Origin of the sequence: Allobosea sp. (assembly GCF_035944895.1) — a bacterium.
GTDB lineage: Bacteria > Pseudomonadota > Alphaproteobacteria > Rhizobiales > Beijerinckiaceae > Allobosea.
In genome coordinates this window covers 300,290-325,335 of the sequence record NZ_DASZAT010000005.1, presented here as the reverse complement: position 1 = coordinate 325,335, position 25,046 = coordinate 300,290, and the positions used below count along the sequence as shown (strand labels likewise).

General features: G+C 66.4%; 22 protein-coding genes. 15 read left to right on the top strand and 7 right to left on the bottom strand.

The genetic code is table 11. From position 1 onward, the window contains the following. Window positions 1-10: 10 nt before the first annotated feature. From VGV58_RS04010 to VGV58_RS04000, 3 genes are all read right to left on the bottom strand, one after another. Complete coding sequence (locus VGV58_RS04010; RefSeq protein WP_326872686.1) at window positions 11-943, bottom strand: ABC transporter permease; 933 nt, start codon at window positions 941-943, stop codon at window positions 11-13. Continuing rightward, window positions 933-1,925, bottom strand: coding sequence for an ABC transporter permease (locus VGV58_RS04005; RefSeq protein WP_326872685.1), 993 nt, complete (start codon window positions 1,923-1,925; stop codon window positions 933-935). Before VGV58_RS04005 ends, VGV58_RS04010 begins: the two co-directional genes overlap by 11 nt. Window positions 1,926-2,099: 174 nt before the next feature. Then, on the bottom strand, window positions 2,100-3,668 hold the full coding sequence (locus VGV58_RS04000) for an ABC transporter substrate-binding protein (RefSeq protein ID WP_326872684.1): 1,569 nt from the start codon (window positions 3,666-3,668) through the stop codon (window positions 2,100-2,102). 188 nt (window positions 3,669-3,856) lie between these two features. Between VGV58_RS04000 and VGV58_RS03995 the strand changes: the two genes are divergently transcribed. The 4 genes from VGV58_RS03995 (at window position 3,857) to VGV58_RS03980 (ending at window position 7,233) form a co-directional block, all read left to right on the top strand. Continuing rightward, window positions 3,857-4,618, top strand: coding sequence for a GntR family transcriptional regulator (locus VGV58_RS03995; protein ID WP_326872683.1), 762 nt, complete (start codon window positions 3,857-3,859; stop codon window positions 4,616-4,618). Further along, entirely contained in the window at window positions 4,615-5,319 is a 705-nt protein-coding gene (locus VGV58_RS03990; RefSeq protein ID WP_326872682.1) for a flavin reductase family protein, read from the top strand. The genes VGV58_RS03995 and VGV58_RS03990 overlap by 4 nt, the downstream gene beginning before the upstream one ends. Before the next feature lie 88 nt (window positions 5,320-5,407). After that, the gene (locus VGV58_RS03985; protein WP_326872681.1) at window positions 5,408-6,652 is read left to right on the top strand and encodes an aminopeptidase; all 1,245 of its coding nucleotides are present in this window, start codon (window positions 5,408-5,410) and stop codon (window positions 6,650-6,652) included. Between the two features lie 23 nt (window positions 6,653-6,675). Further along, window positions 6,676-7,233: a YcxB family protein gene (locus tag VGV58_RS03980; RefSeq protein ID WP_326872680.1), complete on the top strand. Its 558-nt coding sequence runs from the start codon at window positions 6,676-6,678 to the stop codon at window positions 7,231-7,233. Between the two features lie 19 nt (window positions 7,234-7,252). Here the strand turns inward: VGV58_RS03980 and aptA are convergent, their stop codons facing one another. Further along, entirely contained in the window at window positions 7,253-8,593 is a 1,341-nt protein-coding gene (gene aptA / locus VGV58_RS03975) for an omega-aminotransferase AptA (RefSeq protein ID WP_326872679.1), read from the bottom strand. A gap of 75 nt (window positions 8,594-8,668) precedes the next feature. Beyond that, window positions 8,669-9,550, bottom strand: a complete 882-nt coding sequence (locus tag VGV58_RS03970) for a GntR family transcriptional regulator (RefSeq protein ID WP_326872678.1) — start codon at window positions 9,548-9,550, stop codon at window positions 8,669-8,671. Between the two features lie 84 nt (window positions 9,551-9,634). Here VGV58_RS03970 and VGV58_RS03965 point away from each other — a divergent pair, with 84 nt between their 5' ends. Beyond that, window positions 9,635-10,777, top strand: coding sequence for a C45 family peptidase (locus tag VGV58_RS03965; protein ID WP_326872677.1), 1,143 nt, complete (start codon window positions 9,635-9,637; stop codon window positions 10,775-10,777). 56 nt (window positions 10,778-10,833) lie between these two features. Further along, window positions 10,834-12,393: an ABC transporter substrate-binding protein gene (locus VGV58_RS03960; RefSeq protein ID WP_326872676.1), complete on the top strand. Its 1,560-nt coding sequence runs from the start codon at window positions 10,834-10,836 to the stop codon at window positions 12,391-12,393. Here VGV58_RS03960 and VGV58_RS03955 read toward each other — a convergent pair. Next, a complete protein-coding gene (locus VGV58_RS03955) occupies window positions 12,390-13,040 on the bottom strand; it encodes a GntR family transcriptional regulator (protein ID WP_326872675.1) in 651 nt (216 codons plus the stop codon). The genes VGV58_RS03960 and VGV58_RS03955 overlap by 4 nt on opposite strands. A 152-nt stretch (window positions 13,041-13,192) precedes the next feature. On the opposite strand from VGV58_RS03955, the gene VGV58_RS03950 reads away from it, so the two are divergent. The 6 genes from VGV58_RS03950 (at window position 13,193) to ggt (ending at window position 20,763) form a co-directional block, all read left to right on the top strand. Continuing rightward, window positions 13,193-14,077, top strand: coding sequence for an alpha/beta hydrolase family protein (locus VGV58_RS03950; RefSeq protein ID WP_326872674.1), 885 nt, complete (start codon window positions 13,193-13,195; stop codon window positions 14,075-14,077). A gap of 61 nt (window positions 14,078-14,138) precedes the next feature. Further along, window positions 14,139-15,683, top strand: a complete 1,545-nt coding sequence (locus VGV58_RS03945; RefSeq protein ID WP_326872673.1) for an ABC transporter substrate-binding protein — start codon at window positions 14,139-14,141, stop codon at window positions 15,681-15,683. Between the two features lie 36 nt (window positions 15,684-15,719). Continuing rightward, window positions 15,720-16,664 carry an ABC transporter permease gene (locus VGV58_RS03940; RefSeq protein WP_326872672.1) on the top strand — a complete coding sequence of 315 codons (945 nt, stop codon included), beginning with the start codon at window positions 15,720-15,722 and terminating at the stop codon, window positions 16,662-16,664. Then, window positions 16,661-17,479: an ABC transporter permease gene (locus VGV58_RS03935; protein ID WP_326872671.1), complete on the top strand. Its 819-nt coding sequence runs from the start codon at window positions 16,661-16,663 to the stop codon at window positions 17,477-17,479. The genes VGV58_RS03940 and VGV58_RS03935 overlap by 4 nt, the downstream gene beginning before the upstream one ends. Further along, window positions 17,476-19,122, top strand: coding sequence for an ABC transporter ATP-binding protein (locus VGV58_RS03930; protein ID WP_326872670.1), 1,647 nt, complete (start codon window positions 17,476-17,478; stop codon window positions 19,120-19,122). Before VGV58_RS03935 ends, VGV58_RS03930 begins: the two co-directional genes overlap by 4 nt. Before the next feature lie 27 nt (window positions 19,123-19,149). Then, window positions 19,150-20,763, top strand: a complete 1,614-nt coding sequence (gene ggt, locus VGV58_RS03925; RefSeq protein WP_326872669.1) for a gamma-glutamyltransferase — start codon at window positions 19,150-19,152, stop codon at window positions 20,761-20,763. Window positions 20,764-20,769: 6 nt separating this feature from the next. On the opposite strand, the gene VGV58_RS03920 is transcribed toward ggt, so the two are convergent. Continuing rightward, on the bottom strand, window positions 20,770-21,270 hold the full coding sequence (locus tag VGV58_RS03920) for an Lrp/AsnC family transcriptional regulator (RefSeq protein ID WP_326872668.1): 501 nt from the start codon (window positions 21,268-21,270) through the stop codon (window positions 20,770-20,772). Between the two features lie 210 nt (window positions 21,271-21,480). On the opposite strand from VGV58_RS03920, the gene VGV58_RS03915 reads away from it, so the two are divergent. The 3 genes from VGV58_RS03915 to VGV58_RS03905 are packed head-to-tail and all read left to right on the top strand — an operon-like array spanning window position 21,481 to window position 25,046. After that, complete coding sequence (locus VGV58_RS03915) at window positions 21,481-22,713, top strand: 3-methyl-2-oxobutanoate dehydrogenase (2-methylpropanoyl-transferring) subunit alpha (RefSeq protein ID WP_326872667.1); 1,233 nt, start codon at window positions 21,481-21,483, stop codon at window positions 22,711-22,713. Between the two features lie 3 nt (window positions 22,714-22,716). Then, window positions 22,717-23,733: an alpha-ketoacid dehydrogenase subunit beta gene (locus VGV58_RS03910; RefSeq protein WP_326872666.1), complete on the top strand. Its 1,017-nt coding sequence runs from the start codon at window positions 22,717-22,719 to the stop codon at window positions 23,731-23,733. Then, window positions 23,733-25,046 carry a dihydrolipoamide acetyltransferase family protein gene (locus VGV58_RS03905; protein WP_326872665.1) on the top strand — a complete coding sequence of 438 codons (1,314 nt, stop codon included), beginning with the start codon at window positions 23,733-23,735 and terminating at the stop codon, window positions 25,044-25,046. Before VGV58_RS03910 ends, VGV58_RS03905 begins: the two co-directional genes overlap by 1 nt.

Sequence of the window (25,046 nt, the reverse complement as noted above, 5' to 3'; positions counted from 1 at the left end):
TTTCTTGTCGTCAGCGCAGCTTCGGGTTCAGCGCGTCGCGGAGCCAGTCGCCGAGCAGGTTGACCGAAAGCACGATCAGGCCGAGTTGCAGCGAGGGGAAGACGACGAGCCACCAGGAGCCGGAGAACAGATACTGGTTGCCGATGCGGATCAGCGTGCCGAGCGAAGGCTGGGTGATCGGCATGCCGACGCCGAGGAAGGACAGGGTCGCTTCCGAGAGGATAGCGAGGCCGAGATTGAGCGTCGCCGCAACCATCACCGGGGTCAGCGTGTTCGGCAGGATGTGGCGGCGCATGATCCGCCCGGCCGGCACCTTGATGATCCGCGCCGCCAGCACATATTCCTTGCGCCGCTCGACCATGGTCGAGGCGCGTACGGTGCGGGCGTATTGCACCCAGCTGGTCAGCGCGATCGAGACGACGAGCACCGCCGCGGCGAAGGGATCGCGCAGACCCGGCGGCAGCAATTCGCGGAAGATCGCCGAGACCAGGATCGCCATCAGCAGCGTCGGGATCGACAGTACGGTATCGCCAAGCCGCATCAGCAGGTTGTCGATGCGCCCGCCATAGAAGCCGGCGGCAAGGCCGATCGAGACGCCGATCACCATCGAGACCAGCACGGCCGAGAAGCCGATGATCAGCGAGACCCGCGTGCCGTAGAGGATGGCGGAGAAGACGTCGCGCCCCTGCGGGTCGGTGCCGAGCAGGAAGGGCCATTCGCCGTCCGCCGACCAGATCGGCGGGATTTCGGCCTTGTCGATGAAGACCTGGGCGAGGTCGTGCGGGTTCTGCGGCGCGATCAGCGGGCAGAACAGCGCGGTCAGGATCAGGATCGCCAGCACCAGCGTCGAGAGCCAGGCCGCCGGCGTATGCCGGAAGCTCCAGCCGATGTCGCTGTCGAGGAAGCAGCGCAGGCGGCCGGGTTTGGCAGCTTCAGCGGGCATTGGCGCCTCCCGAGAGCGCGTCCTCGCGCAGGCGCGGGTCGACCCAGGCATAGGTCAGGTCGACCAGCGTGTTGAGCGAGACGAAGATGAAGGAGACGACGATCAGATAGGCCGCCATCACCGGGATATCGACGAAGGTGACGGCCTGGACGAAGAGCATGCCCATGCCCGGCCACTGGAACACCGTCTCGGTGACCAGTGCGAAGGCGATGAGGTTGCCGATCTGCAGGCCGGTCACCGTGATCACCGGCATCAGGCAGTTGCGCAGAGCGTGGCGGAAGTTCACGGCGCGGGCCGGCAGGCCGCGCGCCCGGGCGAAGCGGATGAAGTCGGTGCGCATCGTCTCCAGCATCTCGGCCCGCACCAGCCGCATCACCAGCGTGATCTGGAACAGCGACAGCGTGATGCCCGGCAGGATCAATGCCTTGCGGCCCGAGGCCGTCAGCAGCCCGGTGCTCCACCATCCCAGCTGGACCACCTCGCCGCGGCCGAAGGCCGGCAGCCATTGCAGGTTCACCGAGAACACCAGGATGAACAGGATGCCGAGCGCGAAGCTCGGCAGGGAGACGCCGAGCACCGAGACGAACTGCAGCGCCTTGGCGAGCAGGCTGTTTCGCCTGATCGCGGTGTAGACGCCGAGCGGTATGCCGACCGCCAGCGACATGAAGGTCGCGACCAGCACCAGCTCGAAGGTCGCCGGGAAGCGCTCGGCGATCAGCGTGAACACCTCCTGCTGGTTGCGATAGGAAATGCCGAAATCGCCGCGCACGGCATTGCCGACGAAGGTCGCGAACTGCAGCACGAAGCCCTTGTCGAGCCCGAGCCTCGTCCGCAATTCGTCGCGCTGCTGCTGGCTCGCCTGCTCGTTCAGCATCAGTTCGACGGGATCGCCGACGAAGCGGAAGGTCAGGAAGGCGAGGAACGCCACCGCCAGCATGACGCCGGCGGCATTGACGAAGCGCTTGAAGAGGAAGGCGGGCATCGTCGTTCGACTCCCTTGGGCTGCGCGAACCCGGCCTGTCATTCCGGGGCTTCGCGCAGCGAAGAACCCGGAAGCCACGACTGGATGACATGAGTCAGAGCGGCGGTCGCGGGCACTCGCCCGGTCGTGGGTTCCGGGTTCGCGCCTGCGGCGCGCCCCGGAATGACAGGGAGATCACTTCATCTTGGTCAGCCACAGGCGCGGCTTGTTGTCCGAGGCCTGCACGGTGGAGGCGACCGTGTTGCGCATCGCCCAGGCCATGGGCTGCTGATGCAGCGGGATGAAGAGCTGCTCGGCCTTGGCGATCTTCAGCGCCTCCTTCATCAGCGCAATACGCTTGGGTGTGTCGAGCTCGACGCCGGCCTTGTCGACCAGCGCGTCGATGCGCGGATCGCCCCAATTGCCCCAATTGAACACGCCGCCCGTGCCGCTCTTGGAGCGCAGCACCTGCACCAGCAGCGAATAGGCGTCGATCATCGGCTCGTTGGCCCAGCCGAAGGAGATCACGTCGAAATCGCCCTTGACCCGCTTCGGCGTCTGCTGGCTACGCGGGGCGAGGCTGAGGTTCGGCTTCAAGCCAGCGCGCGACCACATCGCCGCCACCGCCTGGCAGAACTCCTCCTCGTTGACGAGCGAATCGCTCTGGCAGTTCATCAGGAAGGAGAAGCCGTTGGGATAGCCGGCCTCGGCCAGCAGCTTCTTGGCGCCGGAAAGATCGAAGGGCAGGCGCTCATCCTGCGAGGGCTCATAGCCGGGGATCGCCGGGGCGACGAGCGCGCCGGTATTGCGCGATAGACCACGCATCGCCCGCTTCTGCACGGCGTCGATGTCGATGGCGCGGTAGAGCGCCTCGCGCACCTTGATGTCCTTGAGCGGGTTCTTGTCCTTGACGTCGCTCTCGACCAGCTTGTCGGTCAGGTTGAAAGCAAAGAAGACCGAGCGCAACTCGTTGGTCTGCAGCACCTTGACCTCGGGCGAGGCCGAGAGGCGCGGCAGGTCCTGCAGCGGCGCGACATTGGTGTAGTCGATCTCGCCGGAGAGCAGCGCGGCGACGCGGGTCGAGGACGAGGTGATCGGCGTGAACTCGATCACGTCGATATTGTGCTGCGGCTTGTCCCACCAGTCCGGGTTCCTGGCGAAGACCGTCTTGGCGTCGACGCGGCGGCTCTCGATCTTGAACGGGCCGGTGCCGTTGGCGTTGTCGGTGGCGTAGCCCTTCACGCCCTTGCCGGAATCGGTGGGGAGCAGCGAGTTGTTCGCCTCCATCCACTCCTTGTCGAAGATGAAGATGTTGGTGAGATCGTTCAGCAGCAGCGGATAGGGGCCGTTGACCTCGAGCTCGACCGTGTAGTCGTCGATCTTCTTCGAGCTCTTATAGGCCGGCAGATTGCCCTTGAGCGGCGAGGTGTCGTGGGTGACGCGCGCCAGCGAGGCGATGACATCGTCCGCCGTGAACGGGTTGCCGTTGTGGAACTTGACGTTCTTGCGCAGCTTGAAGCGCCAGGTCGTCGGCGTCACCGTCTCCCAGGATTCCGCCAGCGCCGGCTCGATCTTGAGATCGCCGGTATAGCGCACCAGCCCTTCATAGACATGGTTCAGCACGGCGAGCGTGAAGGTCTCGCCATAGGAATAGGGGTCAAGCGAGGCGATCTCGCGCGACGCGCCCCATTTCAGCGTCTTCGCTTCGACCGCGCCATTCAGCGCAAAGGCGGCGACGGCCGCCAGCAGCCAGGCCTTCTTCATCGAACTCTCCCCTTTTTCGTTGCTCGTCGCCGGCCCGCGCTGCGCACCGGGGAATGCCGTTTCGTTGCCGCCTCTGTGACCATCGTGGCGCTTACTGCGCCATCTCGTGTGCGATAATTCATCAAACTTGCATACGATAGAAGAACCGTATTGTATGCGATTATTGAAGACAAGCGGAAACTCGATTCATGCCGCGCCCTGCCAGACCGCTCGCAGCGAACAAGCCCAGCCTCAATGGAAAAGCGGCCGAGACAGGCGCGCCGGTGCCGCGTGCGCAGGCGGTCTACAAGGCGCTGCGTCGCGCCATCATCGAGCAGGCGCTGAAGCCGGGCGTGAAGTTGCCGGAAGATGCGATCGGCGAGCAGCTCGGCGTCAGCCGCACCTTGGTGCGCGAGGCCTTCGGGCGGCTCGCAGTCGAGGGGCTGGTCGAGCTCAAGCCCAATCGCGGCGCCAATGTCGCCTATCCGACGCTGGAAGAAGCGCGCGACGTCTTCGAGGTCCGTCGCGGGCTGGAGCGGCTCGTCGCCGAGAATCTCGCGGGGCGGCTGACCCCGGCGCAATCGGCCGAGCTCGAGGCGCATGTCCGGCTCGAGGAGAAGGCGCATGAGCAGGACGGGCCGGAATCGATCCGCCTCTCAGGCGAGTTCCACATCAAGCTCGCCGAGATGACCGGCAACGCCTTGCTGCTGCGCTATGTCCAGGAGGCGTCGTCGCGCTGCTCGCTGATCCTCGCCATCTATGGCCGCCCGCACTCCTCCGAATGCGCCGTCTCCGAGCACCGCCAGCTGATCGAGGCCCTGCGCGCCGGCGACGCCGCCCGCGCCGCGGCGCTGATGGACCATCACCTGCAATCCGTCGTCACCCGCGCCCTGCTGGCGCCGCGTGGCGAACGCGACATCCGCGACGTGCTCGCACCCTATGCCTTGAGTGAAGGATTGACCCCATCGTGACCCAGACGCTGACGCAGGACCGGCCGGCCGCCGCCGAGATCGTCACCTTCGACTTCGCCGCGTTGACTCCGCGCGAGCGCTACAAGCTGTTGATCGGCGCGGTGGTCCCGCGCCCGATCGCACTGGTGACCACGATAGACACCAACGGCGTCGTCAACGCCGCGCCGTTCTCCTTCTTCAACTGCCTCTCGGCCGATCCGGCGATCCTGGCGCTCGGCGTCGAGTACCGCCAGACCGGGGGGCAGAAGGACACCGGCCGCAATGTCAGGGAGACGCTGGCTTTCACCGTCAACATCGTCTCCGACGCGCTGCTCGACGGCATGAACGCCTGCGCCGTGCCGTTCGAGCCGGGCACGGACGAGCTCGCCGAGGCCGGCCTCACCGCAATGCCCGGCGTCAAGGTGCCCTGCCCCTGGATCGGCCAGGCGCCCGCCGCCTTCGAATGCCGCCACCACACCACGCTCGGCATCGGCAATTCGCGCGAGATCATCCTGGGCGAGGTCGTCTATGCCCATTTCCGCGCCGACACGGTCGACCAGGCGAAGCACTATGTCGACCCCGTTGCGCTCGACGCGATCGGCCGCATGGGCGGGCACGGCTATGCCACGACGCGCGATTATTTCGACCTGCCGACCATGTCCGTCGCCGATTGGCGCGGCGATCGCTCCAAGGCGCGGCGCACAAGGCCCGGCAAGCGCTGAGCGAATGCGTCATCTGCTCAGGAGCGGTTGACCCGGGCGGGATTTCCGCCAGCAATGCGGCCTCGCAAATCAGTTCGACGAGGCCACCATGAACAAGCACGTCTCCGGCATCGATGCCAACAAGCTCGATCGCCTGGCCGAGGTCGCGATCAAGGTCGGCCTCAACCTGCAACCGGGGCAGGACCTGTTCCTGACCGCGCCCGTCGCAGCGCTGCCCCTGGTCCGGCGCATCGCCGAGCACGCCTACAAGGCTGGCGCCGGCCTGGTCACGCCAATCCTCTCCGACGAGGCGCTGACGCTGGCGCGCTATCGCTTCGGCCAGGACGCGAGCTTCGACCGCGCCCCGACCTGGCTCTATGAGGGTGTCGGCAAGGCGTTCGCGGCCAACACCGCCCGTCTCGCCATCGTCGGCGACAATCCGATGCTGCTCGCCGAGCAGGATCCGGCCAAGGTCGCGCGCGCCAACAAGGCGAACTCGATCGCCTACCAGCCGGCGCTGGAGAAGATCGCCAATTTCGACATCAACTGGAACATCGTGTCCTATCCCGGCGCAGCCTGGGCACAGCAGGTTTTCCCTGGGGATGCCGAGGAGGTCGCGGTCGCCCGCCTTGCCGAGGCGATCTTCGCGGCCTCGCGCGTCGACCGCGACGACCCGATCGCCGCCTGGGCAGAGCACAATGCCGCGCTGGCGCAGCGCACCAAATGGCTGAACGGCCAGCGCTTCTCGGCGCTGCATTTCACTGGGCCGGGCACGAACCTCACCATTGGCCTCGCCGACGGCCATGAATGGGAAGGCGGCGCCTCCACTGCGAAGAACGGCGTCACCTGCAACGCCAACATTCCGACCGAGGAGGTCTTCACCACCCCGCATGCGCGCCGCGTCGAGGGCCATGTCTCCTCGACCAAGCCGCTCTCCTATCAGGGCACTCTGATCGACAATATCCAGGTGCGCTTCGAGGCCGGGGCGATCGTCGAGGCCAAGGCGAGCCAGGGCGAAGAGGTGCTGAACAAGGTGCTCGACACCGATGCGGGCGCGCGCCGGCTCGGCGAGGTCGCACTGGTGCCGCATTCCTCGCCGATCTCGCAGAGCGGCATCCTGTTCTACAACACGCTCTTCGACGAGAACGCCTCCTGCCACATCGCGCTCGGCCAGTGCTATTCGAAGTGCTTCATCGACGGCACCAAGCTGACGCCGGAGCAGATCGCGGCGCAGGGCGGCAATAAAAGCCTGATCCATATCGACTGGATGATCGGCTCCGGCGAGGTCGACATCGACGGCATCAAGCCGGATGGCAGCCGGGTCGCGGTCTTCCGCAAGGGCGAGTGGGCCTGAAGCGGCAAGGCGGCGATCTCGCGATGCAGACCGGCAGCCCGAAAATTATCGGCTCGATCGATTTGACCTTCAGGGATGATCTTTCATTCCTGGCGTCCAGGCTGCCGCGCTTTTGCCTGACCACCTATGGAACGGGCTTGGCGATTCTCTTCGGGATCTGGGTCGCGATTTCGCCCGCAACCTATTGGCCCTATATGCGCGAATATCCGCTATGGGGCGTGGAGCGGTTCTTCAGCGATATGTGGCTCAGTGCCGCCATTGCGGTCGTGGGAATCCCCCTCCTCATTCTCGCCATTCACGCCCTGCAATGGCGGCGATTTCCGGCCCAGAACAAGGCGATCACCTACACGGTCGACACCACCGGCGTTCTCACCACGGACGCTGCCGGCGCGGGCCTGAACATGCCGTGGTCGATGGTCCGGCGGGCCCGCAGGACCCGCTCGCTGTTCCTGATGCAGCTGACGACGGGAGCCTGGCGCTATTTGCCCATGCGAGCCTTTGCGACCGCAGACCACGACCGGCTCTGGGACCTGATCCAGGCCGGGAGCAAGGCTGGCACGGCCGCCGCGGCCAGCGCCTGAGGCCAGTTGCGGGAAGCGGCTAGTCGAGCCGCGCCAGCGCCTGCTCGATCGCGGCGAAGATCGTCTCGATCTCGGCAGGCGCGATCACCAGCGGCGGCGACAGCACCAGCGTGTCGCCGGCATTGCGGATCAGCACGCCGGCATCGAGGCAGAGCGTGTTCGCCTCCCCGCCCCGGGCGCCGTCAGCGCCCGGACGCGGCGCAAGATCGATCGCGCAGAGCAGGCCGGCGGTGCGGATGTCGACGACATGGGCCGCGCCCTTCAGCCGGTGCGCCCGCTCTTCCCAGAGCGGCAGCACCTTGGCGAGTCCGCCCAGGATATCGTGCTCGGCGAAGACGTCGAGCGTCGCGAGGCCGGCGGCGCAGGCGAGCGGATGGGCCGAATAGGTGTAGCCATGGAGGAGCTCGATCGCTTCGGGCGGGCCGGCCATGAAGGCCTCGTAGACATGCCCGGCGACAAGGACGCCACCCATCGGCACCGCGCCATTGGTCATGCCCTTGGCGCAGCTCATCAGGTCAGGCCTGACGCCATAGGCCTGCGCCGCGAAGGGCGCGCCCAGCCGGCCGAAGCCGGTGATGACCTCGTCGAAGATCAGGAGGATGCCGTGCTTGTCGCAGATCGCGCGCAGGCGTTCGAGATAGCTCTTCGGCGGCGGATAGACCCCGCCCGAGCCGGTCACCGGCTCGACGATCACGGCCGCGACGGTCGCGGGATCGTGGATCTGCAGCAGGCTCTCCAGTGCCTCGGCCGCGGCGAGCCCGCCTTCCGGCCGGCCGCGTGAGAAGGCCATGCTGGCGCGGTCATAGGGCAAGGGCAGATGCGCGACATCGGGCAGCAGCGGCCCGAAAGCGGCCTTGTGCCGGCCTATACCGGAGACCGAGAGCCCGCCCCAGCCCATGCCGTGATAGCCCTTGGCCCGGCCGATCAGCTTGGTCCGCCCGGCCTGGCCGCGCGCCTGGTGATAGGCGCGGGCGATCTTCAGCGCGGTGTCGACCGCCTCCGAGCCGGAATTGACGAAGAAGACGTGGTCGATGCCCTCCGGCGCGAAGTCGCAGAGCCTGGCGGCATAGGCCTGCGCATCGGGATGGCTCATCTTGAAGGAGGAGACGAAATCGAGCCGGCCCGCGGCCGCGCGAATGGCCTCGGTAATCTTCGCCTGGCCATGCCCGGCATTGACGCACCAGAGCCCGGCCATGCCGTCGAGCACGTGCCGTCCGTCCGGGGTGATGTAATGCATGCCCTCGGCTCGCTCGAACAGCAGCGGCGCCTGCCGGAAGGCGCGCATCGGCGTGAACGGCATCCAGAACGCGTCGGGAGCGTTGTCGCGGCGGCTTTCGGCGGCAAATGCAGGCGCGGTCATCGTCGGGTCCTCGCTATGAACAGCCGCATGATGTCTTTCTTAAATTCAAAAGACAATAGCGAGCACCGGCCTGCTTCAGTCCTGACCGCCCGGCCTGCGCAATTGCATGGCGCGCTGGAGATGGCTGCGCATCAGGGCGCTGGCGAGCTGGAGATCACCGCCCTCTATCATCGCGAGCATCTGCAGATGCTCGCGGCTGTTCACCACGACGCGCTCATAGCCATAGGTCCAGTCATAGTTGGAGAGCCGGCGCATCTGGTTCTGCCGGCGGATGGCGGAGTGGATGAAGCGGTTGCCGGAGGCAGCCGCCAGTCCTTCGTGGAAATCGGCGTTCATCTCGTAGAAGCCGATCGCAGAGCTCTCCTTCCAGGGCTGCGACAGGACCTGTTCGTGCCGGACCCGCATCTCGTCGATCCAGCCCTGCTCCGGCGCGAACCCTGGTTCGAGGAAGACCATCGGCTCGATCAGCAGGCGGAAGCGATAGCGCTCGTCATGCGCCGACTGGTCGCGCGCCTCGTGCAGGAAGCGCCAGCCATAGCCCGGCTTGCGCTCGACCATATCGAGATCGGCGAGCCGCGCCATCAGACGCTGCACCTCCGGCCGGCCGAGCTCATAGCGCCGCATCAATTCAAGCTCGGAGATCTCGTCGGGCAAGCGCCCGCCACGCCGATCCTGCGCGACCCTGACCATGGCAAGCTCGGTTGCATCGACGCTCGCGCCGGGATCGGCTGATGCCTCGGGCGCGCTCAGCACCTCGACGCCCTTGTTCGGATGCCGGCGTACCAGCCCCTGCCGCGCCAGATGATCGATCGCTGCGCGCACCGGCGTGCGCGAGACATTGAGGCGGCGCGCCGCGCTGTTCTCGTTGAGCCAGGCGCCAGCTTCGAGCCCGTCCTCGCGGACCATGCGGAGGATCCGCTCGGCGATCTCCTGCTGCAATCGTGTCGGCGCCGTCATCGAAAGGCTCTTGATTGTCTTAGTTTGAAATGAAATACATCATAATCAGACACTGCACCAGCGCGAACCCGCGGAGATCCGGCCATGGTCGAACCCTTCCCCTTCGTCGATGTCTCCGGCACGCCCTATGAGCGCGGCCGCCAGCATGGTGCGGCGGTCCCGGGGCGCGTCAAGCGCTCGATCGAGCTTTATGGCGGCCAGCTCGGCGAGCTCGGCTATGACGCCGCGGCCAAGTCGCGCCTGATCGGCGAATTCGCCCGCGAGATCGAGGCCTTCGGCGCGCACTATGTCGAAGAGATGCGCGGCATCGCCGATGGCGCCGGCGTCACGCTCGAAGACATCATCATGATCAACGCCCGCACCGAGGTGATCGCCAAGGCGAAGCTCGAGAAGAGCAGGCCGGTCGGGGCGGAAGAGGAGCTCGACGATGGCTGCACCGGCGCGATCATCCTGCCGGAGCGCAGCGCCTCGGGCGAGCTGATCCACGGCCAGAACTGGGACTGGAAGGCCGAATGCGCGGAAACCGCGATCGTGCTGCGCGTGCGCCGCGAGGACGGCCCGGATTTCCTGACTTTCGTCGAGGCCGGCGGCCTCGCCCGTTGCGGCATGAACGCTGCCGGCATTTCGATCACCGCCAACTATCTCGAAAGCGAGCGCGACTTCACCCAGACCGGCGTGCCGCTCGCCCTGATCCGCCGCAAGGTGCTGGAGCAGGAGCATTTGGCCTACGCGATCAAGGCGGTGGCGACGACGCCCAAGGCCTGCTCGAACAACATGATGCTCTCGACGGTCGCCGGCTTCGGCATCGACTTCGAATGCGCCCCCGACGCCGCCTTCCCGCTCTATCCCGAGGATGGGCTGATCGTGCACGCCAACCATTGGGTCGGCCAGGTCGCACTGACCAAGATTACCGATACCGGCACGCCGCGTGTGCCCGAGAGCTTTTACCGCGACTGGCGCGTCAGGAAGCTGCTCAACGAAGCCGGCCGCAAGCTCACCGTCGATGATCTGAAAGAGGCCTTCTTCGACGATTTCCTGACCCCGCATTCGGTCTGCCGGCCGCCGCGGCTCAACGACACCGGCAATCTCTCGGCCACCGTCTCGATGGTGATCATGCAGCCGGCCAAGGGCACGATGGAGGTCGCGCCGCTGCCAGCCCTCAATCGCATCTTCACCCGCTACAGCCTCACCGACGAGCCGGTGACGCTGGCGCAGGCCGCCGAATAGGGCGGCCAAGCCGGACAGCGTTCAAGCCAAAACCAAAAGACAAGGGGAACCCGCCGATGCACAGCCGACGCCGCCTTTCCCTCGCCCTCGCCGGATTGGGCCTTGCGACCGCAGTCGCCTTGCCGGCTGCGGCCACGACGCTGCGAGTGCACCTCAATGCCGACATCCGCAGCATCAATCCCGGCGTCAATCGCGACGACAATACCGATTCCGTCGTCCTGCATGTCGTCGAGGGGCTCGTGGCCTATGGCGAGGACTCGGCGGTGAAGCCGCTTCTGGCCGAGAAGGTCGAGGTCTCGCCGGATGGCAAGAGCTACACCTTCACCCTGCGCAAGGGCGTGAAGTTCCACAACGGCGCCGACCTGACCTCGGCCGACGTGGTCTGGAGCTGGAACCGCTACATGGACCCGAAAACCGACTGGCGCTGCCTGTCGGAGTTTGACGGCCGCGGCCGCGCCAAGGTCGAGGGGGTCACGGCCTCCGATCCCAGCACCGTGGTCTTCAAGCTCGACCAGCCGAGCTCGCTCTTCCTGGCCAACATCGCCCGCACCGACTGCGCGATGACCGCCATCCTGCACAAGGATTCGCTCAAGGCCGACGGCTCCTTCGACAAGCCGATCGGCACCGGCCCCTACAAGTTCGCCGAATGGAAGCGTGGCGAATTCATCCGCCTTTCCCGCAACGAGGCCTATTCCAGCCTGCCGGGCGCGCCTGACGGCTATACCGGCGGCAAGCGCCCGCTCGTCAACGAAGTCCGCTTCATGGTTATCCCGGACGGCGCCACCGCCAAGGCGGCCCTGCTGCGCGGCGACATCGACATCGTCCCCGACGTCGCCAATGCCGAGGTCAAGGAGCTCAAGCAGGACAAGCGCGTCGAGTTGTCGATCACCCAGAACATGGGCCTGGTCGGCATTCTCCTGCAGACCCGCGACCCACTGCTCGGCAATGTCAAGCTGCGCCAGGCGATCGCGGCCGCGCTCGACACCGAGGAATTGGTCGCGCAGGTCACCGACGGGCTCGGCAAGCGCAACAACTCGATCGTGCCGGCGATGTCGTCCTATTACGGCGCGGTCCAGGCCAAGGGCTACAAGCAAGACCTCGCCGCAGCCAAGAAGCTGCTGCAGGAGGCCGGCTACAAGGGCGAACCCTTGGTGATGCTGGCCAACAAACGCTACCCGCAGAGCTTCGACTCGGCTGTGGTCTCGCAGCAGATGCTGCAGGCCGCCGGCATCAACGTTCAGATCGAGGTGCTGGAATGGGCGACGCAGCTCGACCGCTACAGCAAGGGCAATTACCAGCTCCAGGCCTTCCCCTATTCGGCCAGGCTCGACCCCGCGTTGAGCTTTGAATCGGTGACCGGCCCGAAGGCGACGCAGCCGCGCAAGGTCTGGGACAACCCCGAGGCGCAGGCGCTGCTCGACAAGTCGATGGTCGTCTCGGACAAGGCCGAGCGCCAGAAGCTGTTCGACGAACTTCACCAACGCTTCATCGCCGATGTGCCGATGGTGATGCTCTATAACGGCATCGACGCCGGCGCCTATGGCAAGCGGGTCAAGGGCTACAAGTCCTCGATCCTGTCGAAGCCACGGCTGTGGGAAGTCACGGTCGCGGACTAAGCCGCGCCACCGGCCTCGATCAGGTCCTTGAGGATATGCTGGCTGATCAACTCGGCCAGGCGCTCGCCATCCCCGGCGCGGATCGCCGCGACCATGGCGTGGTGGTCGGCGTCGCTGGCGAGCAGCGCCTGATGCGAGGCCCAGACCGTGACCGCCGAACCACGCGAGCGGTCGCGCAGGCTCCAGATCGTCTCCACCAGCACCGGATTGCCGCAATGGGCATAGATCAGGCTATGGAAGGCGCGGTTGATCTCGCTCTGCTGGACGCGTGTGCCGCTCTGCACCGCCTGGCTGAACTCGTGGGCGAGTGCATCGAGCCGGGCGACGGCCTGCTCGTCCACCCTGCCGATCACCAGGCGGGACGCGGCGCTCTCCAGGATGATGCGGGTATCGCGGATCGCGCGGTAGGTGGCGAGATCGATCTCGACGACACGGTAGCCGCGATTGGGCACATGCTCGATCGTCTTGCGTACGGCGAGCTCGTCGAGCGCCGTGCGCACGTCGAAGCGCGTCGCCTGGAAGGCCTCTTCCAGATCGATCTGGCGCAGCCACTCGCCCGGTCGGTAGGCGCGGATATGGATCGCCTTGGCGATCTCGTTGGCGAGCTCGCCCTTGGCGCGCTGGCGGATTTTCGGACGGCTGGCCATGACGGGTCTCTAGAGCATTGGAATGACGCTTGCGAGCCGGCTCGCACGTCTCGCGCACAGGCCGCTGGGCATCGGTCGAATCCGGCTTGCAGCCCCATTCATATCATGCAACAAAATTGGCGCCAATCTTACAGCCAATCAGGAAATGCCGCATGACCGCTCCCGCTGCAAAGCCCGCCAAGCAGGACGACGCGGCGGCGATCGCCCGCGCCCTCTACGATCTCGGGCCGACCCCGGTGATCGCCTGCAAGGCCGATCCGCGCTTCAGCTATTGCCTCTATGTGCCGAAGAGCCTCGGCAAGAGCAGCCAGCCCCCTGAACTCATCGTCACCATGCACGGCACCGGCCGTGGCTTCACCGGCTATCGCGACGCCTTCGAGGCCTTCGGCCGCTGGAACAACTGCATCATCCTCGCCCCGCTCTTCCCGATCGGCGTGATGGGTGATGGCAACCGCAACGGCTTCAAATACATGCGCGAGGGCGAGGTCCGCTACGACCACATCCTGCTCGCCATGGTCGAGGAGGTCGCCCAGCATTACGGCCTGCGCTTCGACCGCTTCGCCCTGTTCGGTTATTCCGGCGGCGGCCATTTCGCACACCGCTTCCTGATGCTGCAGCCGAATCGGCTCTGGGCCGCCTCGATCGGCGCGCCGGGCTCGGTGACGCTGCTCGACCCAACGCGCGACTGGTGGGTCGGCACCCGCAACATGGCCGAGCTCTTCGGCACCGCCCCCGATATCGAGGCGATGCGCAAGGTCGCGGTGCAGATGATCGTCGGCGCCGCCGATCTCGAGACCTGGGAGATCACCCACCAGCCCGGCAATGCCAGCTGGATGCCGGACGCCAACCATGCCGGCACGAACCGCCCGGAGCGGCTCGATACCCTACGCCGCAACTTCGAGGAGCACGGCATCGACGTACGCTTCGACCTGGTGCCGAACATGCCGCATGATGGGCTGAAGGCCGTCTCGCGGGTCGAGGACTTCTTTGCCGACGAGCTCGCCAAGCGCCGATCCGGCGCGGCCAGGGCAGCCTGAGGCCAGCGCTCGCAAGCACAACGACAAAACCAAGACAACAAGACGAAGAGGGGAATTGCCGATGAACCGCCTGCTCGCCTCCGCCTTCACCCTGTTGGCGCTCGCCAGCCCGGCTGCTGCACAGTCCATCACGGTGGCGGTCGCTGCCGACATCCGCAGCAACAATCCCGGCGTCAACCGTGACGACAACACCGATGATTTCGCGCTGCAGCTGTTCGAAGGCCTGGTCGGCTACAATGAGGGCGGAGTCGCAACGCCACTGCTGGCCGAGAAGGTCGACCTCTCCCCCGACGGCAAGACCTACACCTTCACGCTGCGCCAGGGCGTCAAGTTTCACAACGGCGCCGAGCTGACCTCGGCCGACGTGCTGTGGAGCTGGAACCGCTACATGGACCCGAAGACCGACTGGCGTTGCACCGCGGAATTCGATGGCCGCTCCGGCCTCAAGGTCGAAGCGGTGACAGCGCCGGACGCCCGCACCGTGGTGATGCAGATCGACAAGCCGAATGCGCTCTTCCTCGACACGCTCGCCCGCACCGACTGCGCGATGACCGCGATCCTGCACAAGGATTCGGTCAAGGCCGACGGCAGCTGGGACAAGCCGATCGGCACCGGCCCCTACAAGTTCGGCGAATGGAAGCGTGGCGAGTATTTCACCATGACAGCCTTCGACGGCTACAAGTCGCCCAAGGACGGCGGCAAGGTGGACGGCTATGTCGGCTCCAAGCGCCCGCTGCTCAAGGAGGTCAAGTTCCTGATCGTCAAGGACCCGGCGACGGTAAAGGCCGGCCTGATCTCCGGCGCACTCGACCTCAGCGAGATCCTGCCGAGCGACGCGGCCGAGCTGAAGAAGAACCCCAAGATCTCGGTTGCGGCCGAGCCCAATGCCGTCAGGCACGTCTTCCTGATCCAGACCAAGGACGCGGTGATGGGCAATCAGAAGCTGCGCCAGGCGATCGCCGCCTCGCTCGACATGGATGAGATCGTCGCCGCCTTCTACAACGACCTCGGCAAGCCCAACACCTCGCCGATCTATTCCGGCTCGAGCTATTTCGGCGATGTCGAGAAGAAGGGCCATGTCTACGACGCGGCCCGGGCCAAGAAGCTGCTGCAGGAGGCCGGCTACAAGGGCGAGAAGATCGTGATCCTCGCCAACAAGCGCCCGACCGTGCCGAGTTTCCCGGCCGCGGTTGTGGCCCAACAGATGCTGCAGGCCGTCGGCATCAATGCCGAGATCGAGGTGCTGGACTGGGCGACCCAGCTCGACCGCTTCAACAAGGGCAACTACCAGATGCAGTCCTTCTCCTTCTCGGCCCGCTTCGACCCCGCCATCGCCTTCGAGCAGTTCTCGGGGCCGAAGGACAAGCAGCCGCGCAAGACCTGGGACAATCCGGAGGCGCAAAAGCAGACCGACAAGCTCTACGTCACCTCCGACCGGGCCGAGCGCCAGAAGCTGGTCGACGAGCTGCATAAGCGCGTCATCGACGAGGTCCCGATGATCTTCGCCTTCAACGGCCTCGACATCATCGCCCATGCCAAGCGCGTCCAGGGCTTCAAGCCGTGGCAGTCGAAGCTGCGCATGTGGGAAGTGACGCTGGCGAACTGACGCCACCCGCATCATTCGCACACCGGGAGGATACCGATGCTGCGCTTTGCGCTGACGCGCATTCTGATGTCCGTGCCGACACTGCTCATCGTGTCGGTCGCGGTGTTCGGGTTGATCCGGCTGATCCCCGGTGACCCGGCCTCGCTGATGCTCGGCGACCTGGCGACTCCGGCCTCGATCGCCGATCTGCAGGCGCGGCTCGGCCTCGACCAGAGCGTACCGGTCCAGTTCGGCATCTGGTTCGGCAACCTGCTCAAGGGCGATCTCGGCCAGTCGATCAACTCGCAGCAGGCGGTGCTGCCGCTGATCCTGCAGCGCTTCTGGATCTCGGCGCAGGTCGTGCTCGTCGCGGTCGCGCTGGCCAGCCTGGTGGCCGTCCCGGCTGGTGTGCTCGCCGCCTGGAAACAGGACACCTCGCTCGATCTCAGCCTCGTCGCCGTCGCGACATTGCTGCTCTCGATCCCGACCTTCTGGCTCGGCCTGCTCTTGCTGCTGTTCTTCGGGCTCAAGCTCGAATGGCTGCCGGTGGTCGGCTATGTCTCGATCGCCGAGAACCCCGTCGCCGGCATCCTCTATCTCATCATGCCGATCATGACGCTGTTCCTGCACGAGATCGGCGTGATCTTGCGCATGGCGCGCGCCTCGACATTGGAAGTGCTCCGCCTCGACTACATCACCCATGCGAGAGCCAAGGGCCTGACCGAGAGCGCCGTGCTCTGGAACCATGCCTTCAAGAACGCCTTCGGGCCGACCTGGACGCTGATCGGCCTCGTGCTCGGCAACCTGCTCGGCGGCATCGCGGTGGTCGAGACCGTCTTCACCATCCCCGGCCTCGGCCGGCTGCTGGTCGATTCGATCTTCGCTCGCGACTATCCGGTGATCCAGGGCTGCATGCTCTTCGTCGCCTTCACCTATGTGCTGGTCAATCTCGTGATCGACCTCTGCTATCCGATCTTCGATCCCAGGGTGACGGCGCAATGAAGCTCCCCGCTCCCAACGCCCTGGTCGGCGGCACGCTGATCGGCTTCCTCGCCATCGTCGCTTCGGTCAGCTCGGTCTGGACGCCCTATGACCCCTTGCGGCTCTCCTTCCGTGCCAAGCTCGCGGCGCCCTCGGGCATGCACTGGCTCGGCACCGACGAGTTCGGCCGCGACGTACTCTCGCGGCTGATGGCAGGCGCCGCCACATCAGTCTGGATCTGCCTGCTGACGGTCGCGTTCGCCATATTGCTCGGCACGATCATCGGCCTGTTCTCGGGCTATATCCGCGGCTGGGTCGACCGCACCATCATGGCCTTCAACGATGCGTTGCTGGCCTTCCCCGGCATCCTGCTGGCGCTCGGCCTGCTCGCCGTGGTCGGCGCCAACAAATACGGCATCATCCTGGCACTCGGCGTCGCCTATGCGCCCTCGGTCGCCCGCATCGTGCGCGGCACCGTGCTCTCGCTGCGCGAGCGCGAGTTCATCTCGGCCTCGCGGGTGATGGGTAATTCGGAAGGGTTCACCATGCTGCGCCATATCCTGCCGAACTGCATCGCGCCGCTGACCGTGCTCGCGACCTCGATGTTCGGCTGGGTGTTGCTGGCCGAGAGCTCGCTCTCCTTCCTCGGCCTCGGCGTACCGCCACCGGCCCCGACCTGGGGCAACATGCTGGCGGGCTCGCGGCCCTATATCGGCCAGGCGGTCTGGCTCGGCATCTTCCCGGGCCTGTGCATCTCGCTGACACTGCTCGGCATCAACCTGCTCGGCGACGCGCTGCGCGACAAGCTCGACCCGCGGATGAGGGGTGCGCGATGACCTCCGCCAAGCCATTGCTGGAGGTCGACGGCCTCACGCTCAGGATCGGCTCGAGCGGCCGCACCGTCGTCAACGATGTCAGCTTCTGCGTCTCACCCGGCGAGATCGTCGGCATCGTCGGCGAATCCGGTTCGGGCAAGACGCTCGCCGCCCGCGCCGTGATGGGCTTCATCCCGCCGGCGGTCCGGCTCGAAGGCGGCTCGATCCGCTTCGACGGCGAGGAGGTCACGACCATGGCTCCGAAGCGCCTGCGGGCGATCCGCGGCGCCAGGGTCGGCATGGTCTTCCAGGAGCCGATGACCTCGCTCAACCCGTCCATGCTGATCGGGCGCCAGCTCGAAGAGGGCCTCGCGCTGCATCGCGAACTCGACGCCAACGGCCGGCGCTCGCTCATCCTCGACATGCTCCGCCGCGTCGGCATCCGCGACCCCGAGGGCGCCTTCAACGCCTATCCGCACCAGTATTCCGGCGGCATGCGCCAGCGCATCATGCTGGCTTCGGTGATGCTGCTGAAGCCGGCGCTGCTCCTCGCGGACGAGCCGACCACCGCACTCGATGCCGTCGTCCAGCGCGACGTCATGGAGCTGATGGTCGACCTGACCAAGGAGAACGGCACAGCCGTGCTGCTGATCTCGCATGATCTCGGCATGGTCGCGCGTTATTGCAGCCGCATCGTCGTGATGTGCCAGGGCGATGTCGTCGAGCATGGCAGGAGCGAGGATATCCTCGCCAGGCCGCAGCACCCCTATACCCGTAAGCTGCTGTCGGCGATGCCGCACCGGCCGCCGGCGCGCCTCCTGCCGGAGGCCAAGACGCCGATCGTCGCGGTCCGCGATCTCGTCGTCGAATATCCCGGCCGCCAGGGCTTCTTCCGCAAGGAGCAGGCCAAGCGCGCTCTCCACGGCATCAGCATCGACGTGCATCCCGGCGAGGTCGTCGCGGTGGTCGGCGGCTCGGGCTCGGGCAAGACCACGCTCGGCCAGTCGATCGCCGGCCTGGTCAGGCCGGCCGGCGGCGAGATCCGCTTCAACGGCAAGCCGATCGACAAGAGCGACGCCGCCTACTGGGACTACCGGCTGAACTGCCAGATGGTCTTCCAGGACCCCTATTCCTCGCTCGACCCGCGCATGACCATCGGCCAGCTCGTGGCGGAACCGCTGCGGCTGGTGCCCGACATGAGCCCGGCCGACAGGAAGGCGAGGCTCGCCGAAGTCCTAAGCGAGGTCGGCCTCGCCGACGGCTTCGCCGAGCGCTACCCGCACGAGCTCTCCGGCGGCCAGCGCCAGCGCATCGCGATTGCCCGCGCCATCGTGCGCCGGCCGAGTTTCGTCATCGCCGACGAGCCGGTCTCTGCCCTCGACGTCACCGTGCGTGCGCAAGTGCTGGAGCTCTTCGCAGAGCTGCAGAAGAAGCACGGCTTCTCCTGCTTGTTCATCAGCCATGATCTCGGCGTGGTCGAGCAGGTCGCCGACCGCGTCGTCGTCATGCAGGACGGTCGCATCGTCGAGGAAGGCACGCGCGACCAGATCTTCGACAATCCCCAGCACGACTACACCCGCAAGCTGCTCTCGGCCGTCCCCGGGCTGGAGAGCGTGGCGGATGGCGGCGTCCGCCTGTTCTGGCGGCTGGGCGAGCCGGCGTGAGCGACTATCGGGAATGAGGCCTTCGCCATGAAGAACGGAATGATCGTCGCTCCGCAGCCGGAAGCCGTCGAGGCAGGGGCGGCCGTGCTGGAGCGCGGCGGCAATGCGATCGATGCGGCGATCGCCTGCGCCTTCATGCAGGGCGTGGTCGACCCTTTGATGTCGGGCATCGGCGGGTTCGGCTCGATGCAGCTCTACATGCCCGGCAAGGGCGTCCACGAGATCGTCGAGTTCTATGCCCGCGCCTCCTACTCGGCGAAGCCGGAGATGTGGCAGGACAAGCTGCGCGGCCAGTCCCGCGACGGCTTCGCCTTCCTGCTTGAAGGCGGCATCAACGAATTCGGCCATCTCGCGGTCTGCACGCCCGGCAGCGTCAAGGGCTATGACTATGTGCTCTCGCGCTTCGGCACGATGGACTGGGCCGACGTCATGGCGCCCGCGATCAGGCAGGCGCGCGAGGGCGTGCTGGTGCGCCCGCACATGCACTGGTTCTGGACGCAGGATCAGAGCGGCTCAGGCCAGGTCAACACCTCGGACAAGCTGCGCTACAGTAAGACCGGCAAGACGCTCTATTTCCGCCCCGACGGCAGCGCGAAGCGCCCGGGCGACATCATCGTCAACACCGACATGGCCAATACGCTGGAGCGGCTCGCCAGGGGCGGCGCCGACCTGTTCTACCATGGCGAGCTCGCGCAGGAGATCGCCTCCGACTTCGTGGCGCATGGCGGGCTGATCTCGCGCGAGGACCTCGCCCGCTACGAGCTTTCGGTCGCCGAGCCGATCTGGGGCTCCTATCGCGGCCATCGCATCTCGACCTCGCCGCCGCCTGCGAGCGGCATGTCGATGCTGCAGATCCTCAACATGCTGGAGTCCTTCGACATCGGCTCGCTCGCCCATGGCAGCAGCGAGCATGTCCGCCTGCTCGCCGAGGCGATGAAGCGCATGACCATCGACAAGGACCAGTTCATGGGCGACCCGGCCTATGTCGACGTCCCGGTCGAGCGGCTGATCTCGAAGGAGCATGCGGCAAGCCAAGCCGACAGCATCCGGCGCGGCGAGCGCGCCGACGTCAAGCGGCTGGAACGCTCCTCCTCGCGCGAGACCACCCATGTCACCGTGGTCGACCGCCACGGCAATGCGGTCGCGCTGACCCATACCCTCGGCAGCCCGTCCGGCGCGATCACCGAGGGGCTTGGTTTCATCTATAACGGCACGATGAGCCGCTTCGACCCGCGCCCCGGCCGCGCCGGCTCGATCGCGCCGGGCAAGCGCCGCTCCTCCTCGGCCGCGCCGACCATCGTCTTCAAGGGCGACAAGCCTTTCATCGTGATGGGCGCGCCGGGCGGCAGCTACATTGCCCCGGCGATGGCGCAGGGCATCATGAATGTCATCGACTTCGAGATGTCGATGCTGGAGGCGGTGGCGGCGCCGCGCGTGATGGGCGTCTCGAACTCCATCGATATCTCGAACCGCATACGCCGCAGCGTCGAAGCCGAGCTCAAGGCCGAGGGCTATGACGTCAAGCGCTCGGCCCAGAGCTATCCCTTCGCCGCGCTCCACGGCGTCAAGATCGAGGACGGGCTCGCGACCGGCGGCGCCGATCCGCAGCGCGACGGCATGGCGATCTCGGTGCCGGCGTAGGACTGGTCAGACCGGCGCGATCTGCAGCGGGTCGACCGAAATCGCCCGCTTCAGCGTACGCAGGCCAAAGGTCGTGCGCGATTGGCGCATGCCCGGCAGGCGGTAGATCTTCTCGCGCAGGAAGCGCTCATAATGCTCGGTGCCGCTGACCACGGCCTTGACCAGGTAGTCATAGTCGCCGGTGACGAGATGGGCCTCGACCACCTCGGGAATCCGCGTCAGCGCCTCGCCGAAGCGATCGAGCAATTTGTCGTCATGCTTGTCGAGCGTGATCTCGATGAAGACGACATTGTCGAGCCCGAGCGCCCGGTGGTTCAGCACCGCGACATATTTCTCGATCGCGCCGCTCTCCTCGAGCCGCTTCACCCGCGTCCAGCACGGCGAGGGGGAGAGGCCGACCTTCTCGGCCAGCGCATTGATCGTCAGCCGGCCATCCTCGTTCAGAGCCGAGAGGATGCGCCGGTCAATCGCATCGAGCTCCTCGCCACGCCTTGCCTTGATCACCATAGAGTGAATTTTCCGCCAGAATTCAGAATTGCAGAAAGATCGTCCGAGCAAGAGCAAATCACAAGGCCATTTCGGCAAGAAATAGGCATTTCACAGCCCTAACATGCCCGCATAAGGACAGCGCCCAGACGGGCGCGCCTGCAAACGCGCCTTGCGGCCATCATCGCGGCGCGGAATGCTGGGTAGAGCGAGAGCCTAGGGAGCGTGGACATGACAGACCCCTCACCGCTTCGGTTCCATGTTCCCGTCCCCGCCAGTCGCCCCGGCGAGAAGCCCGACTTCTCCCATGTCGTGATCCCGAAGGCCGGCTCGGTCCAGCGCCCGCCGGTCGATGTCGACCCCCGCGAGATCCGCGACCTCGCCTATTCGATCATCCGCGTGCTCGATCGCGAAGGCGAGGCGGTTGGCCCCTGGGTGCCCGAGCTTTCCAGGGACGAGCTGGTCCGGGGCCTGCGCCACATGCTGACGCTGCGTGCCTTCGACGCCCGCATGCAGATGGCCCAGCGCCAGGGCAAGACCTCGTTCTACATGCAGCACACCGGCGAAGAGGCGGTGAGCTGCGCCTTCCGCATCGCGCTCGGCAAGGGCGACATGAATTTCCCGACCTATCGCCAGGCCGGGCTCCTGATCGCGCACGACTATCCGCTCGTCGAGATGATGTGCCAGATCTACTCGAACGAACGCGACCCGATGAAGGGCCGGCAATTGCCGGTGATGTACTCCTCCAAGGAGAACGGCTTCTTCTCGATCTCGGGCAACCTTACCACCCAGTACATTCAGGCCGTCGGCTGGGCGATGGCCTCGGCGATCAAGGGCGACAACAAGATCGCGGCCGCCTGGGTCGGCGACGGCTCGACCGCCGAGTCGGACTTCCACGCCGCCCTCGTCTTCGCCTCGACCTACAAGGCGCCGGTCGTCCTCAACGTCGTCAACAATCAGTGGGCGATCTCGACCTTCCAGGGCATTGCGCGCGGCGGTTCCGGCACCTTCGCCGCCCGCGGCCTCGGCTTCGGCATCCCGGCCCTGCGCGTCGACGGCAACGACTACCTCGCGACCTACGCCGTGGCGCAATGGGCGATCGAGCGGGCCCGCCGCAATCTCGGACCGACGCTGGTCGAATACGTCACCTATCGCGCCGGCGCCCATTCGACCTCGGATGACCCTTCCGCCTACCGGCCGAAGCACGAATCCGACGACTGGCCGCTCGGCGACCCGATCGTGCGGCTGAAGCAGCACCTGATCGCGATCGGCGCCTGGACCGAGGAACGCCACAAGCAGGCCGAGGCCGAGATCCTGGCGACCGTGATCGCCGCGCAGAAGGAAGCCGAGAGCTTCGGCACGCTGCATGCCGGCGGCAAGCCCTCTTCGCGCGACATGTTCGAGGACGTCTATGCCGAGCTGCCGCCGCATCTGCGCCGCCAGCGCCAGCAGATCGGAGTCTGAGCCATGGCCCGCATGACCATGATCGAGGCGATCCGCTCGGCCCTCGACGTCTCCATGGGCCGCGACGACAACGTCGTCGTCTATGGCGAGGATGTCGGCTATTTCGGCGGCGTCTTCCGCTGCACCCACGGCCTCCAGCAGAAATACGGCGTCAACCGCTGCTTCGACGCGCCGATCAGCGAGCTCGGCATCGTCGGCACCGCGATCGGCATGGCCGCCTATGGCCTGCGCCCCTGCGTCGAGATCCAGTTCGCCGACTACATGTACCCGGCCTATGACCAGATCGTCTCGGAGGCCGCGCGCCTGCGCTACCGCTCGGCCGGCGACTTCACCTGCCCGATGGTGATCCGCATGCCGACCGGCGGTGGCATCTTCGGCGGCCAGACCCACAGCCAGAGCCCCGAAGCGCTGTTCACCCATGTCTCCGGGCTGAAGACGGTGGTGCCGTCCAATCCGCGCGACGCCAAGGGCCTGCTGATCTCGGCGATAGAGGATCCCGATCCCGTGATCTTCCTCGAGCCGAAGCGGCTCTATAATGGCCCCTTCGACGGCCATCACGACCGCCCGGTCACGCCCTGGTCGAAGCACGATCTCGGCGAGGTCGAGGAAGGCCACTACACCATCCCGCTCGGCAAAGCGGCGATCCGCCGCGAGGGCTCGGCCGTGACCATCGTGACCTACGGCACCATGGTCCATGTCGCCCAGGCCGCGGCCGAGGAGACCGGCATCGACGCCGAGATCATCGACCTGCGCACCTTGCTGCCGCTCGATCTCGACACGATCGTGGCCTCCGTCTCGAAGACCGGCCGCTGCATCGTCCTGCACGAGGCGACGCTGACCTCAGGGTTCGGCGCCGAGCTCGCCGCGCTCATCCAGCAGCACTGCTTCTACCATCTGGAGGCGCCGATCATGCGCGTCACCGGCTGGGACACGCCTTATCCGCACGCCCAGGAATGGGACTACTTCCCCGGCCCCGCCCGTCTCGGACGGGCGCTTCGCGACATCATGGAGGCACGCTGATGGCCGAGCGCATCATCAAGCTGCCCGATGTCGGCGAGGGCATCGCCGAGGCCGAGCTGGTCGAGTGGCACGTCAAGGTCGGCGACATCGTCCGCGAGGATGATCTCATCGCCGCGGTGATGACCGACAAGGCGACTGTCGAGATCCCCTCACCCGTCGAGGGCGAGGTCACCTGGGTCGGCGCCGAGATCGGCGATACCGTCGCGATCGGCTCGGCGCTGGTGAAGCTGAAGGTCTCAGGCGACGGCGCCGCGACCGAGGCGCCAGCCGAGGCGGAAACGCCGGCCGAGCCACCAAAGGAAAAGCCCGCCGCTGCGGCTGCTCCGGCCGCCCCCATTGCGGCTGCGGAGCCCGCTCCCAAGCAGATGCCGACGCCGAAGCCCGCGGCTCCGGCCCGCGCAGCGCCCGTCGCCATCACGCCGGCACCGCGCCGCCCGGTCGGCGAGAAGCCGCTGGCCTCACCTGCCGTCAGGCTGAAGGCGCGCGAGGCCGGTGTCGACCTGCGTCAGGTCCAGGGCTCCGGCCCGGCCGGCCGCGTCACCCATGAGGATATCGACACCTTCATCCTGCGTGGCCCCGAGGCTCCGGCCAAGGGCGGGCTCGTCGCCAAGACAGGGATCACCGACGTCAAGGTCGTGGGCCTGCGCCGCCGCATCGCCGAGAAGATGGCGCTGTCGAAATCGCGCATCCCCCACATCACCATCGTCGAAGAAGTCGACGTCTCCGCTCTCGAAGACCTGCGCGCCGCGCTCAACAAGAAGCCGACGGCCGAGCGGCCGAAGCTGACGCTGCTGCCCTTCCTGATGCGGGCGATGGTCAAGGCGCTCGGCGAGCAGCCCAATCTCAACGCGCTCTATGACGACGAGGCCGGCATCGTCCACCAGCATGCCGGCATCGATATCGGCATCGCCACGCAGGCACCGTCAGGCCTGATGGTACCGGTGGTCAAACATGCCGAGGCGCGCGATCTCTGGGGCTGCGCCATCGAGCTCTCGCGCCTGGCCGAACGGGCCCGCGACGGCTCGGCGACGCGCGACGAGCTCACCGGCTCGACCATCACCATCACCTCGCTCGGCGCGCTCGGCGGCATCGCCACCACCCCGGTGATCAACCATCCCGAGGTCGCGATCGTCGGCGTCAACAAGATGGTGATCCGTCCGGTCTGGGACGGCACCACCTTCGTGCCGCGCAAGATGATGAACCTCTCCTCCAGCTTCGACCACCGCGTCATCGACGGCTGGGACGCGGCGGTCTTCGTGCAGCGGCTGAAAGAGCTGCTGGAGACGCCGGCGACGCTGTTCGTGGACATGTGA

What these genes read in the sequence shown, in the direction of transcription:
- VGV58_RS03950 (WP_326872674.1), top strand. Translation starts at nt 13,193, where the DNA reads ATGACCGCTCCCGCTGCAAAGCCCGCCAAGCAGGACGACGCGGCGGCG.
- VGV58_RS03985 (WP_326872681.1), top strand. Translation starts at nt 5,408, where the DNA reads ATGAACAAGCACGTCTCCGGCATCGATGCCAACAAGCTCGATCGCCTG.
- VGV58_RS03960 (WP_326872676.1), top strand. Translation starts at nt 10,834, where the DNA reads ATGCACAGCCGACGCCGCCTTTCCCTCGCCCTCGCCGGATTGGGCCTT.
- VGV58_RS03910 (WP_326872666.1), top strand. Translation starts at nt 22,717, where the DNA reads ATGGCCCGCATGACCATGATCGAGGCGATCCGCTCGGCCCTCGACGTC.
- VGV58_RS03930 (WP_326872670.1), top strand. Translation starts at nt 17,476, where the DNA reads ATGACCTCCGCCAAGCCATTGCTGGAGGTCGACGGCCTCACGCTCAGG.
- VGV58_RS03940 (WP_326872672.1), top strand. Translation starts at nt 15,720, where the DNA reads ATGCTGCGCTTTGCGCTGACGCGCATTCTGATGTCCGTGCCGACACTG.
- VGV58_RS03915 (WP_326872667.1), top strand. Translation starts at nt 21,481, where the DNA reads ATGACAGACCCCTCACCGCTTCGGTTCCATGTTCCCGTCCCCGCCAGT.
- VGV58_RS03920 (WP_326872668.1), bottom strand. Translation starts at nt 21,270, where the DNA reads ATGGTGATCAAGGCAAGGCGTGGCGAGGAGCTCGATGCGATTGACCGG.
- VGV58_RS03935 (WP_326872671.1), top strand. Translation starts at nt 16,661, where the DNA reads ATGAAGCTCCCCGCTCCCAACGCCCTGGTCGGCGGCACGCTGATCGGC.
- VGV58_RS04000 (WP_326872684.1), bottom strand. Translation starts at nt 3,668, where the DNA reads ATGAAGAAGGCCTGGCTGCTGGCGGCCGTCGCCGCCTTTGCGCTGAAT.
- VGV58_RS03965 (WP_326872677.1), top strand. Translation starts at nt 9,635, where the DNA reads ATGGTCGAACCCTTCCCCTTCGTCGATGTCTCCGGCACGCCCTATGAG.
- ggt (WP_326872669.1), top strand. Translation starts at nt 19,150, where the DNA reads ATGAAGAACGGAATGATCGTCGCTCCGCAGCCGGAAGCCGTCGAGGCA.
- VGV58_RS03995 (WP_326872683.1), top strand. Translation starts at nt 3,857, where the DNA reads ATGCCGCGCCCTGCCAGACCGCTCGCAGCGAACAAGCCCAGCCTCAAT.
- VGV58_RS03945 (WP_326872673.1), top strand. Translation starts at nt 14,139, where the DNA reads ATGAACCGCCTGCTCGCCTCCGCCTTCACCCTGTTGGCGCTCGCCAGC.
- VGV58_RS03905 (WP_326872665.1), top strand. Translation starts at nt 23,733, where the DNA reads ATGGCCGAGCGCATCATCAAGCTGCCCGATGTCGGCGAGGGCATCGCC.
- aptA (WP_326872679.1), bottom strand. Translation starts at nt 8,593, where the DNA reads ATGACCGCGCCTGCATTTGCCGCCGAAAGCCGCCGCGACAACGCTCCC.
- VGV58_RS03970 (WP_326872678.1), bottom strand. Translation starts at nt 9,550, where the DNA reads ATGACGGCGCCGACACGATTGCAGCAGGAGATCGCCGAGCGGATCCTC.
- VGV58_RS03955 (WP_326872675.1), bottom strand. Translation starts at nt 13,040, where the DNA reads ATGGCCAGCCGTCCGAAAATCCGCCAGCGCGCCAAGGGCGAGCTCGCC.
- VGV58_RS04005 (WP_326872685.1), bottom strand. Translation starts at nt 1,925, where the DNA reads ATGCCCGCCTTCCTCTTCAAGCGCTTCGTCAATGCCGCCGGCGTCATG.
- VGV58_RS04010 (WP_326872686.1), bottom strand. Translation starts at nt 943, where the DNA reads ATGCCCGCTGAAGCTGCCAAACCCGGCCGCCTGCGCTGCTTCCTCGAC.
- VGV58_RS03980 (WP_326872680.1), top strand. Translation starts at nt 6,676, where the DNA reads ATGCAGACCGGCAGCCCGAAAATTATCGGCTCGATCGATTTGACCTTC.